The sequence below is a fragment of the Nibribacter koreensis genome (genome assembly GCF_039541795.1).
In the GTDB taxonomy this organism is placed as follows: Bacteria; Bacteroidota; Bacteroidia; order Cytophagales; family Hymenobacteraceae; genus Nibribacter; species Nibribacter koreensis.
The window spans coordinates 1279591-1294489 of sequence record NZ_BAABGX010000002.1; the positions used below are offsets into that span (position 1 = coordinate 1279591).

A 14899-nucleotide genomic window follows, 5' to 3' on the forward strand; every position below is an offset into this window, starting at 1 on the left:
GGCTAAAAATGAACAGGCTATCTCTGGTTCATTCTTTTTCTTTTGCCTAGCCACCATCCCAACAAAAGGCCAAGTGAAGCTCCTACTACATAGGGTCGACTAGAAGAAACAGGGATGAACTTTGTTCTTTTGGCCGTCACTTCAAACACACCTTTAGGAAGAGCCAGTAAACCGCCCCCTGCGCCAGACCCCTGCCCCTCTCCGCCTTCGGGCGTGGCTTGAAGGCTCTTCTTGCCCTGGCCATACCCACCGCCCATTCCAAGCACCACCTGGGCAACAGGAATAATGATCTTGCCGGGTCCCTGGATGGGTTCGCCAAAGATGTTTCTGATAGAAACATTGTCGCTCAGCCTGTTGATGATGGAAACGCCAATGCGGCTGTCTTGGGTATGAGTTGCCTCTTCTTGCTCCATGGTAGTTGATAATTGGTATGTATTCAAGTACCTGCTACGTGTGAGAATTGTTACTGGACAAACCCGTCAAAAACACAGATAACAGATTATCAATCAAGCACTAACTAAAGGACAGCCGTGGTTGTTTTTGGGCTATTTCCTGAAAAACAGGCTAAAAACGAAAATCAGGCTTTAATGGGTAGCGAGCAGAAAGACCTCTATTTCCTGGCCCAGGCTGTCTTGCTGTGAGTGCCCGAAGATTACTTCACATTCGTCTCCGCACGCTTCTTGGATGGCATCCGTAATTTCCGTCAGTTCATCCATCTCCAATTCAGCGTTGGCCCCAGAAGAAATCTGAATCAACACCTTGCTGGCGTTTGTCAACTGCCCTGGTTTCATAAACGGCGTTGACATCAGTTTCTGCGTCACTTGGCTGGCCCTCTCCTCGCCAAAGGCCCTGGCAAACCCAACCGACGATGCCCCGCTTCCTCGCATCACAGTCTTCACGTCCTCAAAATCTACATTCATTCCACCTTGCAGCGCCTCTTTAATCAGGTTGGCTAGGTAGGCCATGGTTTGACAAATAGCATTCACTGACTCTCTATCCAATGCCGGCGAAACCAATTCAGTAGTTGGCAACACAATCATGGCATCTACTAAAGCCAAGATTTCTTGCTGTCTTTCTAAATTATTGGTGGCCACGGTAATGACAATCGTGAAGAAGTTGGCGGCCTGCCTCTGCTGAAGAAGCTCTGCCAGTTGAGTTGTGGTTAACTCTTCCTGTTCCGTCACCAATAGCACAACCTCTTCTTGCAGAGAGGGGACACGTAGCAGTTGTTCTTTTAGAGCTGGCAGATTGGTTACTATTTCCATCGCTGGAATCTTCTCAATTGGTAAAGAGTTTTGCACAGCTTCGCCGAGTTTGCCCAGCAGGACGGCGGATATTTTGGTGGAAGTGTTCATAGCATGTTCGCGTTTAAGGAAGGTAATCAGTTTAAACAGAAAACGCCCAGCTACTTTCTAGTAACTGGGCGTTTTTGGCTTGTTTTCTGGGAACTAGCCCGAAAACGGATTATTTATCGGCGTTCACAGGTACGGCCGTGGTGTTGGTAACCGGCGGCTGACCCGGCGTGGGCGTGGTGATGGCGGGCTCTTCAATCAGCTCCAAACCATACTCTTTGCCTTTCACCAGCGTAGGTACGCCTTTCTTCATCCAGGCGGGTTCTGGCGCGCCTTTCAGGTAATGGTCAAAGAACTGCGACAGACGCACGGACAGGTCTTTGCGGTTCTTGCGTTGCATCAGGTTGTGGGCCTCGCCGTTGTAGACCAGCATCCAAACCGGTTTCTCCAGACGGCGCAACGCCATGAAGAACTCAATGCCCTGGTACCACGGAACGGCGCCGTCATTGTCATTGTGCATAATCATTAAAGGCGTCTCTACCTTTGGTGCGAAGAACAGGGGTGAGTTCTCAATATACTGCATAGGCTTCTCCCAAAGGGTACCGCCAATGCGGCTCTGCGTGCGCTCATACTGGAACTGACGGCTCATGCCGCTTTCCCATCTAATACCACCGTAGGCGCTGGTCATGTTGCTCACCGGTGCGCCGGCCATGGCCGCTTTGAACAGGTTGGTACGTGTCACCAAATACGCAATCTGGTAACCGCCCCAGCTCTGCCCTTGCAAGGCCATGTTCTTCTCATCTACAAAGCCTTTGGCCACCAGGCTCTGCACGCCCGGAATGATGGAGTTATAGGCGCTCTCGCCTGGGTAGCCGTCTTTGTAGACAATATCTGGCACAAACACCAGATACCCTTGGCTCACGAACAACGGAATGTTGATGGTAGAGGCGCTTGGAGCTGGCTGGCGGTAGTTGTGCAGGGTCTCAGAGGTGCGCTCATAGAAGTACACCAGCATCGGGTACTTCTTGTTGGGGTCAAAATTGTCTGGCTTGAACAAAAGGCCTTCTAACGGAATGTTGTCATTAGAGCGCCAGTTCACCAGTTCCACGTTGCCCCAGGCGTATTCATTCTGCTGAGGGTTGGCGTCGCTCACTTTCTGCGGAGCGTTGAAGCTGGTGGTAGTTACCCACACGTCCGGGAACTCACGGTAACTGCCTCTTCTAAAGATTAAGCGGTCAGCGTTCTTGGCTTTCTGCACGGCGGTGAAGGAATTAGGCTCCATCAACACTTTCTGAGGTTCTCCAGCCTTGGTCACATAATCCGTATAAAAACCGTTGCTCTTGGTCTTCAGGTCGAAGGTCCTCAACAATAGCTTGTCTTCTGCCGGAATGGTGCGTTGCGTAGGGTTTAGGCTCACATACCGGAACTGCAGATTGTTCTTGCGTCCGAAGCCGTCAGTTACGTTCACGGCGTTGCCTTTTCCGCTTGGGTCCAGGCGCCAGATGTCATACTGGTCATACACCAAGAGGTGCTCGTCTTCCTTGGTCCAGCCGGCCAAGCCGTACTCATCAGGCAAGGTAGGCATGTCATGCTGCACGTCGTAGAAAGGTGTTTTAAGGGCGCGAGTCAGGTTAATGGGAGAATTAGCTTTAACGCTCATGGCTTTCCAGGAGCTGTCGGCGGGCTCATACCAGTACAGATACTTGCCAGCAGGCGACAATCTCGGATTACCTCTCACGGCTTTGGCGACTAGTCTTCGGCTTCCGTCTTTGAGGTTGATTAACCAGGCGTCTTGCTTAGACGGCGTGTCATAACCCACACTCAAGAGGTAGTTCACGTTGCTGGTGCCCACGGCATAATCGGCGGTGCGGCCCGGGTTCAACGCCACTTCCGGGACTTCAAGCGTGGCCAGCTGAATCATCTTCTTGCTCTTGAGGTCATACACCGCCAAAAAAGACCGCTTTTGCTCACGCTCCAGCTGTTTTAACTGCATCGGCTGAATGAGCGGGTCTTTGTAGGTCCAGATGTCCAGGCTTACTTTGTCTTCGTCTAGCTTGGTGGTGTCTTTCTCATACTGCGTAGGGCGCGGGAACGTTCCGAAGAACAGGCGCTCGCCCTTGTCGTCAAAGCCCAATTGCGCGTGTTCGCTCACCATCCATTTGGCCGGCATGCCTTTGTACACCGTGTCGGCTAATACTTTGGCGCGATTGTCCTTGGCAGTCCAGTGCATTAAATGGAAGTAGCGCAGGTCTTTGCCCGTGCTGTCCTTGCTGGCCACAAAGGCTAGTTGTTGACCAGTGGCATCGGTGGCTAGGTTCTTATAGCTCACTCTCCCCGTGTCTACCGCCATAGCTTTGCGGGTGGCGGTGTTGAAGGCGTGCACGCCAGCTTTGTGCAGAGAATCGGTTTCGGCTTTCACGAAGAAGAGCGTACTGCCTTTGCTAGAGAACAGATAGTCCGTTACGCGGTCAAACCGGAACTCTTGGCCGGTGGGCAAATGACGTAGTACCAGTTCGGTAGGATCTTGTTTATTGGCGCCTGTGGCGGGCTTAGGTGCTGGTTTCGCGGCAGGCTTGGCCGGGGCTTTGCCTTTTGCAGTGTCTTTGGGGGCTTTGGATGCCAAGGGAGCTTCCAGGTGATAGGCCAGCCACTCGCCGTTCTGCTTGGGCAGTTTATAGGTCTTCACGCGGGCCACGTATTGGGTGTTGCCTTTGCTCAGGTCATGAATGGCCAGGGAGTCTTTGGGCATCTCCTCGGGCTTCTTCTTTTTGAGCTTGGCTTGGCGGGTGGCGGCAAACGCGGGCTTTATCTGGAAGACGGCAAACCGGCTGTCTGTGGTAAATGCGCTTCTGTAGCCTCGGGCAAACTGCTTGGACGCGTTGGCCTGGGTCAAGTCGCGTAGGTACAATAGGCCGTCGCCTTCCTGTGGGTTTATGCCGTAGAGCAAGAACTTCCCGTCTGCGGAAAGGGAGTCGCTGTCAATGGTTTTCCAGGAGTCATAGACGTCATGGGTCAGGGGCTTTTTAGTGACGGACTGCGCTTGCACGGTCATGGCACCAGCCCCTAGTACCAGCCCTATGAGGAGAGAAGGTAGTTTCATATAAAGTTGTTTGTAGGTAGTGTGGTTGGGAAAGGAGAAAGATACGGGTTTTGCGCCGGAGAATTAAATGTATCTACAGGTGGCTAGAGAGTTAGCTTCGTTTTTAGCCTGATTTCCAGAAAACAGCCCAAAAATGAAGCTAGCTACCTTGTTGGTTGCTGATTGATAGTTGTTAAAGCACTTCAACAAGCACGCCGTTGTTGATGTTCTCACCAACGACTTAAACTGCCTTTCAAACTGTATTGCTTTCTGCCACGGCCCGGTTGCACGCATTTAGCTATCCCTGAGAAAGACTGCTTCTTCCGGTGCCCTTATGCCCTTTGTTGCATTATTGCCGCTAAGCGCTCGCGGCCGCGGGGCCCCGTCTTCCCGCCTCGCGCTGTACCAGCTTGCCTCTTTTGCATGGTTCCTCTTATGGCTCTTGAACCTGCTTTGCTCTGTCGTGACCGCTGACCGGTTCAGAGGCGGCAACCTGCTTAGGCGACTCGCCGGAAAGACTGGATATCGTGCTAGTAGCAAAGGCTTCTACTCCGCGCAGATTCCCCCTTGAGGGTTGCCCAAACGAGAGTTTGAGGCACCGAGCGCAGCTCTAAGGGGGGTGTTTACACCTGCAGATGAACCAATCACCGATCAACAAATAGCAATCAACAACCAGCAATTCGTTTTTGACCTGTTTTCCAAGAAATAGCCTAAAAACGGCAGACTGCCAAGTGAAGCAATAGATGCCTCCAAGAGGTGTTGATCGGGTAAAAAAAAGGATAAGCACAGAAAAGCAAACCTGCGACTTTAGTCTACTTCATAGGGCAATCACCCTAAGTAAAAACACACTATTGCTTCAGCAAAATCTCAAAGGTGGTGCCCTCCCCTTCTTGGCTGTAAATGGTAACGGTGCCGCCTACTTTGTCTACAATGCGCTTCACTATGTGCAGGCCCAGGCCGGTGCCCTCTACGTGCGAATGGAGCCGTTTGAACATGGTGAACACTTGTGCCTGTTTCTTTTCTGGAATGCCCAAGCCATTGTCCGTCACGGACAGGGAGATGATTCCATCTTGTTTTTGGGCTGTTTTGATGAAAACAACCGGAAAACGCTCAGAAGACCTATACTTGATGCCGTTGCTGATGAGGTTGTACAGAATGCTTTTAAAGTTGCTTTTTGAGAACACAATGTAGGGCACTTGAGAGGCGTCTACCTCTATAACGGCCTTAGACATTTTAATTTCGCTTTCAATAGAGCCTTTTATCTCCTCCACTACCTCTACCACGCTAATAGAAACCGCCTTGGACTCCATCGCCTTCTGGGACTTGATGACCTCTCCCATGTCTGCCAGCGTCTGCTTAAACTTATCCACCGCCCCTCTTATGAGCTTGAGCGCCATCTGCACATCTGGGGTGGCCTCTACCAACTCTTCGTCCAGCATGTTCACCAGCCCTTCAATGTTGACTATAGGCGATTTTAGGTCATGCGAGGCGGCGTAGACAAACGTGTCCAGCTCGTGGTTGGTGTGCTTTAAATCCGTGTTAATGGCCTCTACCTCCAGCAGGTGCGCCTCCATGAGCTGTTTTGCCTGCACCAACTGGGTAATGTCATTGATGATGCAGATGAGGTGAGAATGGGCGCCGCCTTTGGTGATACTGGCCAGGGAAATCTCCAGATGCCGCTCTGCGCTCTCCTCTTGCAAGCTAAACTCCTGCTTGGGTTGCAGGTGGTACTCTTGCCGTAAAAATCGCTCCGCCTGCTCTTGCAGAGGAATTGGGAAAAGCTGGGCGAAAGGTTTGTTGATTACCTCATGCTCTACCTTCTGGAACAGGTGTAAAGAAAAAGGATTGGCCGTCAAGACGGTGCCGTTGGAATGGAGCAGAATAGCGCCAATGGGTGCCTCCTCCAAGACTCGGCCCATGTATTCTGCCTTTATCTGCTGGTAGAGGTTGCCCGAGAAGTCTGTCACGGGGGTGGAGATGCTCTTTACCTGCGCGTAACTGCGGCGTTGCTTGGTTCTCTGCCGCAAATCCTCCAGAATGGAGAGAAGCCGCTCGCCGGCCTCGTTGCTGGCCACCCGCACGGTGGTACCAATAAAAGGCGAAAACTGGATGGCCTGTTTTAGTTGGGACAGTCTTGCTTTATCTGTGAGCACCAAAATAGAAAGGTGCTTGTCCCGTCTGCAAATCTCCTGGGTGGCCTTGATGGGGTTTTCTGTCTCTTCGCCCAGCAAAAAAGCACTGTAGTTTTCTGCGTGGGACAAGGCAGACGCCAGGTCTGCCTCCAGCACCTCTTGCAAGGCAAACGCCTGGCTGTCTGTCTGCGCTTGCAGGTAGGCCAGGGTTTCCTTCTGAAGACCTATGTAGGCGATGTTTTCCATATAGAGGCCCGGCCTAGCTATCTAAGATGGGTTGCTCCAGGATGGCTCTTCCCAGCCAAGTGTAGAGGATGTCTGTGGTGGGCGCCATTACATGCGAGGCCCGAGCGTCGCGCAACAGCATTTCCAGCCTGGAATTCTCACGGTAGGCAATGCCTCCGGCAAGGGTCATGGCCTCATTCACCACGTCAACGCAACAATGGGCCACTTCGGCCTTAGCCGAGAGGATGGCCAGAACGGCCTCTGGGTCGCCTTGGTCGCCTTGCTGGGCGGCGTGGTAAATAAGCCGTCTGGTGCGCTCAATCTTGGCCCACAGGGTGCCCATGCGGTGCTGGATGAGCGCCACCTGGCTCAGAGAATCGCCGCTGTGGTGGTAGCTCCGTTGCAAGAGATGTTGTTTTACTTCATTGAAAGCCGCCTGGGCAATGCCTAGATAGGTACCAGACATGGCCGTCAGGAAAAAAGGCGCCACCACCTGGAATACGTACCACATCTGGTCGTTTCGGGCTCCCAGCAGACGGCTTGCCGGCAAGGTCACCCCTTGCAACTGCAGACTTCGCGAAGAGTTGCCCCGCATGCCAATTCCCTGCCAGGGCTGCCCCCAGGTAAGGCCTTCGGCGTCCTTGTCTACCACCACGCAGGAGAACTCATGGGTAGAGGCGGTGGGCTCCACGCCCATGGTGGAAATCACATAAGAGTCTGCCTGTCCGCCGTTGGTCACAAAGGTTTTGGCGCCGTTCACTATATAGGCGTCATCGTCTACAGACAGCAACTGCGTCTGCGGAAAATAGAAGTGCGCGCCCGTACCCGGCTCACTCAGAGCCAGGGTAGTCAGGTGCTCGCCGGCGGCAATGGGTTCTAAGAATTCTTTCTTTTGCTGAGGCGTGGCCTTGGCGGCAATCACGGCAGAAGCCACGTGGTGCATGCCAAAACACAAAGCTGTAGAGCCAGAGGCTTCTCCAATGATCTCACAGCTCTTGGCCAGGGCATACAGCCCCTGTCCCAGCCCACCCGACTCTTTGGGCACCACCATCCCCATGAGCCGCTCAGCCTGAAAAAGGCGCATGCTTTTCTCTGGCCATCTGGCCTCTCTGTCTATTATTGAAGACTCTTCCCGTACTGTGCTCTCTGTTATCTCTTTGACAAGATCCAGGATATCCTCAAGTTGCATGTAGTCTTTTTAAAATATAGCTGAGCGCCAACGGCTTTAACGGATAACCAGGAGAGACGGCCACTTCTGCAAATTAAACCCAGAAGAATCTAAAGCCAATAGTAGATCAAGAAAGGTGAATAAAGCACCACCGTTTTTGGCCTGTTTCCCAGAAAATAGCCTAAAAACGAACGTTAAGATGAGAACCGAATGTCTTTGATGCGTAACTGCAACGTCACGTTGCCACGGTACACGTTCTCCTCAATGCTGTAGCACACGTCAAACGGGATACCTTTTTGAATAAGTGGGTAGAACTCGGCCATCCCGAACGCGATGGCGTCAAAGGAAATGTCTCCGTCTTGGGTAAGACGAAGTTTAAGATGGGTATCCCCTACCACGCGTACAGAGCCGGTGTCATAGACGCAGGTGCTCATGAACACCGGCGACATGTTGCCCGGCCCGAACGGCTCCATCTGCTTGAGCACTCTAAAGAAGTTGGGCTTGATTTGATGGAACTCCAAGGGCAGGTCAATCTCTACCATGGGCACCAGTTGCTCGTCTAGGATGGTGTTGGCCACAATCTCTTCAAAGCGCGCTCTAAAGGCCGGAACATTCTCCACGGGCATGGTCAGGCCGGCGGCGTACATGTGCCCGCCAAACTGGTCTAAGAGGTCAGAACAGGCCAAGATGGCCTGGTGCACGTCAAAGCCGTGCACCGAGCGGGCAGAACCGGTGGCCTTGCCGTGAGATTCAGTTAGGATGATGGTGGGGCGGTAGTATTTCTCAATGCATCGGGAGGCCACAATCCCTACCACGCCTTTGTGCCAGCTGTCTTTGAACAGGACCGTAGAGCGGGCGTTGCGCAGAAAATCATCCTGCTCAATCATCTGCAAGGCCTCTTTGGTGATGCTGGTGTCATGCCCGCGCCGCTCAGAGTTGGAGAGGTTGATGTTGGCGGCCATGTCAAAGGCTTCTTCCTTGGTCTTGGCCAAGAGCATGGCTACTGATCGTTTGGCATCGCCCATGCGGCCGGCGGCGTTGATGCGCGGCGCAAACCCGAACACAATCTGCGTGATGTCCAGCTCTGAACGCAAACCAGCCAGTTCTTTCAAAGCCTCTAAGCCGGGGCGCAACAGCCGGCCGCTGTTCATGCGTTGCAAGCCGTGGTAGGCCAGAATGCGGTTCTCACCCGTGATGGGCACAATGTCAGCGGCGATGCTCACTACCACCAAGTCTAGTAATTGATACAGCGGCTCCAGGTCAAAGCCCTGCTGAAGGCAGAAGGCCTGCATGAACTTGAAGCCCACGCCGCAACCGGCCAGCTCTTTGTACGGGTACGGGCAGTCTGCTCGCTTAGCGTCTAAGACAGCCACCGCGTCGGGGAGCATGTCATCGGGTAGGTGGTGGTCGCAGATGATGAAGTCAATGCCTTTCTCATTGGCGTAGGCGATCTTGTCAATGGACTTGACGCCACAGTCCAAAGAGATAATCAGACTAAAACCATTCTCCTGCGCCCAGTCAATGCCCTGGAAGGAGATGCCGTAGCCTTCGGCGTAGCGGTCTGGAATGTAATACTGGATGTTGTCTCTGAAAAACGGCTGAAGAAAGCTGAAGACCAGTGCCACCGAGGTGGTTCCGTCCACGTCATAGTCGCCGTAAATGAGGATGCGTTCCTGGCGGTGCAGGGCATCTACCAAGCGGTTGACGGCCTTGTCCATGTCCTTGAGCAGGAACGGGTCGTGCAGATCTTCCAGAGACGGCCTAAAGAAGGAACGGGCCTCCTCAAAGGTACAGATGCCGCGCTGACAGAGAATGGCCGCCAGAGGCAAACCAATCTTCAGGCTGTCGCTCAAATTCTGTACTTTTACGGCGTCTGGCACCTCCTTTACTACCCATCTCTTCTGCATTGGTGTGTGGCTGCGGCGTTAAATGTATTGGACAAGCGGGCGCAAAAATAACGAATTCATCTGGCACTGTTGCGCCCCGCCCGCTGTTAGAAATCCTGAAACCCCTTTTTTAATTCCTGACTTCCGTGAAAAACCTGAAAGAATTTTACCACAAGTACAAAGCCTACGGTCTGGTAGACGCTCTCATGTACCTCTCCTTCTTCCTGTTCCTGGGGTTGCTGTTCCTTTTCTTCGCATAAGAGCACAGACCGTTTTTGGGCTGTTTTGCCGGAATCAGGCCAAAAACGAAGTCCTCTGCAGAAGCTACTTGATTTTATGGGGAGACTGTTTGTAACTTCCTGTATGATAACAGCCCGTGTCTTCCCTTCTGCTAAAAACTTCTGGATTGGCTTGGTCTTCGGGGGTACGTTTCTGTTGCTGACCGGCTTGACCGCCTGGGAATTCTACACCACTGAAATCACCACTGGTCAGATCATCCGGTCTGTACTCACCCTGGCAGTGCAGGGCTTGTTGCTTTGGTTCTGGTTTGAGACCAAGTACGCCATCATTGAAGGCTCCATTCTTACCTACCGGTCTGGCCCTCTCCACGGCCAAATAGACATCCATTCCATTACCCGCGTAAAACTAAAAGAACGGCTTTGGTCAGGACTAAGACCGGCGCTGGGACTGCATGGGCTAGTAATCTATTACAACAAATGGGATGAGATTTACCTTTCGCCGGCAGATAAGGAAGCGTTTGTGAAGGCTTTGCAAGAGGTGAACCCGCAGATTGTGGTTGAGTAGTCTGGTGGCCTGAAGGCAAACAAGACGCCTCATTACTCCCGTTTTTAGCCTGTTTCCTGAGAATTAGCCCAAAAATAGTTTCTGACCCTCAACTCCCTCGCAATGCCCTGAACCGCTTTCTGGCCTCGGCTACAAACACACTCCCTGGGTATTTGACCAGCAGTTGGTTGTAGAGCTCCTGAGCTTTGGCGGGCTGTTTTAAGTTCTCCTCGTTGATTTTGGCCAGCAGGAACAGGGCATCGTCTGAGAGAATGTCATACTTGGGGTTGTCTATGATCTTCTGCAGATTCTGGGCGGCACTTTCAAACTGACCGGTCTGGTAGAGCAGTTGCGCTTTCTGGTAATAAATCTCATCAGTGAGGCTGTGGCCGGGGTATTTGACAAGCAAACCATCTAGCGCCTTCAAAGCTTCTGGCGTCTTGTGCTGAAACACCAGGAAGTCAATAGCTGCGTACTCTTTGAGCGCCACCGCAGACGTGTCCATGCCAGTGTTGTCCACAATCAAAAGGCTCAGGTCCAGGGCGTCGTTGGCAATCTCGCGGCTGGTGGCCAGCTTTAAGATATCCAGATGGCTTTGGGCCAGCTCAAAGTCTCCTTTATAATAGCTGAGGCGGGCGTTGCGCAGCTTGGCTTCATAGCCCAACGGCTGTTCCTTGTGCGTTTTCTCCACCTGGCTGTAAAGAAGGGTGCTTTCCCAGGGCTCCCCGCGCAGGAGGTAGACGTCGGCCAGTACCAGTTTGGCTTCTGCCACCACGTTAGGGTTGGCGCCAGGCAAGGCAATCACTTCCTGTAGGTGCTTAATGGCTTGTTCGGGTTGGTCCAGGTAGAAAGCCTGCAGTTCGCCCAGGTCTTTGATAATCTCGGCGGTGCGGCCGGTCCTGCCCAATTCTGCTAGCAAGGCCTCATACTCCTGCGCCAGCAGCTTTATCTTCTCTTTGTCTACCGGAAACGTGTTTTTGACCTGCTCTTCCCTAGCTCTTATTAATCGCTGGCGGGCCATGGGGTACACCTCAGTGCCTTTGTACTGCTGCATAAGGTACGTGTAGGCGTCAATAGAAGTAGCATAGTCCTTGTTCCGTAAGCTGATGTCAGCCAGAGACAAGACTCGCTCTCCCCCGCCTTGGGTACGCCGGTCCAAGGCCCTGGCTTGCATAAGCGCCGGCGCAAAGTCCTTGCGTTGCACCAAGGTCCAGATGAGCAGTTCCTGCAAAGGCGTAGCGTCCGGCTCCAGCTGTACCGCTTGCATCAGTTTGGACTCCAGCAGATTCAGGGATTCCTCATCGCGGAGCGTATTCTGCAACATGTTCTGCGCAAAGTTGACTGGTACAGCGTTGCTTTTTACCTGAGCCATTACCTCATTGATCAGTTGCTCACTCTTGCGCTGGTAAGAATAGATTTGCAACAGCTGCGGCGCGAAGGCCTTTTCATTGCCGCTCAGCTTTCTGGCGCGCAGGTAGGCCTGCTCCATCTGGTCAAACATCTCGGCTTGCTGGAACGCCGCAGCCACATTGTACACATTCTCTGGATTGACGGACTGGATGACCTCTGCCCATTGTTTCTCGGCACCAGCAGTATTACCGGCGGCTTGCAAGACCTTGCCTTCATCCACGGCATAGTTGGCCACGCCCGGAAACTTCTTCTGCGCCCGCTTCACCAGCTTTTCAGCCTCTTTGAAATTACGGAGCGCCAGCAAGGTTTTGAGATAGTCTGAGTAGACCATACCAAACTGCAAGTCCTGTTCAATGAGCTGACTAAGTAGAACCTGGGCTTTCTGGAACTCGCTCTTGCGGAGGTATTCCTTCACCAGTGCCATCTGCTCTGGCACGCTCTGCGTCTGAGGCTGGGTTTGCGCCACGCCGTGCAAAGGGCTAGCGCACAAGCACCAGCACACCAGCAATCCACCCAAACCTAGCCGCTTGCTCATATCTTTCTTTAAAAGAGGAACTGACTTTATAAACGATGCAATTGAAAGTATACGTATTTCAACGAATAGATTGTCTTCCGGGCTATGCACGCTTCTCTTCTTACAAGATAGCGTTTTTAGGCCATTTTCTGGAAAACAAGCCAAAAACGGAAATGTATTGAAAACACAAAAGCCGCACGATAGGTGCGGCTTTTGCGATAGTTATATAAAGACTTCTAATTAAAAGAAACGTACGCGGTTGTCTTCAACCTTGGCGTTCTGTTTAACGGCCTCATAGATGGCGCCTTGTACTCTGCCGGCACGCTGACCTGCTAACTGCTGTTTAACAGTGTTCACGTCTGTTACCGGAGGGGCTGGCGTTACGCTGGTCATTTCCATCACCACTACACCACCTTCGCCTTGGATAGGCTGGGTGCGCTGGCCTGGCTTCAACCCGAAGGCGTTGCCAATGGCCACTGGCTCATAACCTAATCCTTGCGCGTTGGCAGTGCCCAAGGTTACGTCTGATACAGAGCGTACAATGGCGTTTGGACCATATTTGGCGGCGGCTTGCTCTAGGGTACCAGTAATCTTACCTAGTTTCTCCTGGATCTGCTTTGCCTTTAACTCATTGCGCACGGCGGCCGTCAACTCGTCTTTGATGTCCTCTACTTTGGCGGTTCCTTTTTCACGCTTACCGGTTAACACGGCTACCACGTATTGGTCATCCATTGTCATTACCGGAGAAACTTTACCAACTTTGGTTTCTTTGTCAAAGGCCCAACGCACCAACTCACGTGCGTTCTGCAGGTTGTTCACGCCACGGTCTGCGGCGGTGATATTCTTGGCTTCGGCTTTTACCAAGCCTTTCTCTTTGGCTAAGGCTTGCTCAAACTCTTCGGCGTTGTTGCTCTCAGAGGCTAAGATGCTGGCTCTTCTAAAGGCATCTTCTCTAGAGGCATCGCTTGGCGTGATAGAGCGGGTTACCTGTGCCAATTGGTAGCTCTTGGTAGTTTTAGGATTCACCACTTTTACAATATGGAAACCGTACTCAGTTTCTACCAGGTTTGGCAGCAAGCCGGCAGAAGAAGCACCAAACACGGCTTTCTCAAACGCGGGTACCATACGGCCCTGGGTAAACCAACCTAGGTCACCGCCTTGAGAGGCCGTGCCGTCAGTACCGTGCTGGGCAGCCATCATGGCAAAGTCAGCACCGCCTTTGATCTGGTTGTAGATGTCCTGAGCTTTGGCTTTAGCAGCAGCCTTGGCCTCTGGGGTGGTGTTCTCTGGCTTGATCAAGATGTGGCTGGCGCGGGCAGAAGCGGCACCACCGTCTTTCACGCCGGTTACCTTGATGAGGCTGAACGTACCGTTCTCTATGAAAGGACCGTACAATTTGCCTTGCTCCAAGGTCTGCTTCTTCAAAGGCTCTGGCAATTCACTTACAGACACATACGCACCGTTGTAAGGCGTGTCAGACTCGGCTTTTACAAATAGGGAGTCGTTCTGAGTAGAAGCAAATTCAGCGGCAAGTGCAGACGTTTCTTGCTGGTAAGAAGCGCTGTCTTCTCTAGAGGCGGCCACCGGAATGGTCACGTAAGAGATAGAGCGTCCTTCCTCTACTTCAAATTTCTTCTTGTTCTTGTCCAGGTAGTCCTGCAACTGCTTGTCAGACACTTTCACGGCAGAATCTGCGATGGTGAAATACGGAATGAACAGGTACTTCATGCTGGCGCGGCTGTTCTGCTCTGCGTTGAAGCGCTTCACTTCTTCTGTAGTCACGTAGTTAGACAGCGTAAACAGGTTGTAGTATTTGTTACGAAGACGGTCTGTGGCTAGCTCTGCTTCATATTTGTACCAAGACTCGCGCTGGGCGGGGTCCATGGACTTTAAGTTCTGTAGCGTCTGACGCACTCTGTTCAAGTCAAACTGGCCCGTTTGTGGGTCAGTGAACATTTGTCTGATGGCCGGGTGGATGTTCTTGCCCTGCACCATGTCATAGAGTTCATCATCAGAAACGCCTAAGCCCAGTTCTTCAAACTCTTCTTCAAAGGCGTACTTGAATACCAACTGGTTCCAGGTCTGCTCGCGCAAAGAGGCCATCTCGGCGTCACCGGGCTGGCGGCCGTACTGCTGGGCATAGTTGTTCTTGGCTTCTTCTACCATGAGCTCAAAGTCCTGTACCGGCACCTCATGCCCTGCAATCTCCCCTACTACCATTTTGTCACTGAACAACCGGGAATTTGGCCCCAGCAGGTCTCCTAACACAATGAAAAAAAGCAAGCCAATGGCAATCGCGCCAATGGCGAAGCCTGACCTCTCCCGAATCTTGTTAATTAATGCCATGTAAGTAATTGACGTATTTTATGCGTTATGCAAAATAATCTGAATAAGTGGTAAAATCAAAATA

General features: G+C 52.3%; 9 protein-coding genes. 1 reads left to right on the forward strand and 8 read right to left on the reverse strand.

The window, feature by feature from the left end:
* Window positions 1-17: 17 nt before the first annotated feature.
* From ABD880_RS12825 to recJ, 6 genes are all read right to left on the reverse strand, one after another.
* Window positions 18-413 (reverse strand): spore germination protein GerW family protein, encoded by a 396-nt coding sequence (locus ABD880_RS12825; protein WP_345166720.1) that lies wholly within the window; start codon window positions 411-413, stop codon window positions 18-20.
* A 171-nt stretch (window positions 414-584) separates the two neighbouring features.
* Window positions 585-1355 (reverse strand): FtsZ/tubulin family protein, encoded by a 771-nt coding sequence (locus ABD880_RS12830; RefSeq protein ID WP_345166722.1) that lies wholly within the window; start codon window positions 1353-1355, stop codon window positions 585-587.
* A 109-nt stretch (window positions 1356-1464) separates the two neighbouring features.
* Window positions 1465-4392, reverse strand: a complete 2928-nt coding sequence (locus ABD880_RS12835) for an alpha/beta hydrolase family protein (protein ID WP_345166724.1) — start codon at window positions 4390-4392, stop codon at window positions 1465-1467.
* 827 nt (window positions 4393-5219) lie between these two features.
* On the reverse strand, window positions 5220-6749 hold the full coding sequence (locus tag ABD880_RS12840) for a sensor histidine kinase (protein ID WP_345166727.1): 1530 nt from the start codon (window positions 6747-6749) through the stop codon (window positions 5220-5222).
* Between the two features lie 13 nt (window positions 6750-6762).
* Entirely contained in the window at window positions 6763-7917 is a 1155-nt protein-coding gene (locus ABD880_RS12845; RefSeq protein ID WP_345166730.1) for an acyl-CoA dehydrogenase family protein, read from the reverse strand.
* Between the two features lie 173 nt (window positions 7918-8090).
* Entirely contained in the window at window positions 8091-9803 is a 1713-nt protein-coding gene (gene recJ, locus ABD880_RS12850) for a single-stranded-DNA-specific exonuclease RecJ (RefSeq protein WP_345166732.1), read from the reverse strand.
* A gap of 342 nt (window positions 9804-10145) precedes the next feature.
* On the opposite strand from recJ, the gene ABD880_RS12855 reads away from it, so the two are divergent.
* Complete coding sequence (locus tag ABD880_RS12855; RefSeq protein ID WP_345166735.1) at window positions 10146-10586, forward strand: PH domain-containing protein; 441 nt, start codon at window positions 10146-10148, stop codon at window positions 10584-10586.
* 88 nt (window positions 10587-10674) lie between these two features.
* Here the strand turns inward: ABD880_RS12855 and ABD880_RS12860 are convergent, their stop codons facing one another.
* Together ABD880_RS12860 and ABD880_RS12865 are read right to left on the reverse strand one after the other, a co-directional pair.
* Window positions 10675-12510, reverse strand: a complete 1836-nt coding sequence (locus tag ABD880_RS12860) for a tetratricopeptide repeat protein (protein ID WP_345166738.1) — start codon at window positions 12508-12510, stop codon at window positions 10675-10677.
* Between the two features lie 219 nt (window positions 12511-12729).
* Complete coding sequence (locus ABD880_RS12865) at window positions 12730-14835, reverse strand: peptidylprolyl isomerase (protein ID WP_345166741.1); 2106 nt, start codon at window positions 14833-14835, stop codon at window positions 12730-12732.
* Window positions 14836-14899: the final 64 nt, after the last annotated feature.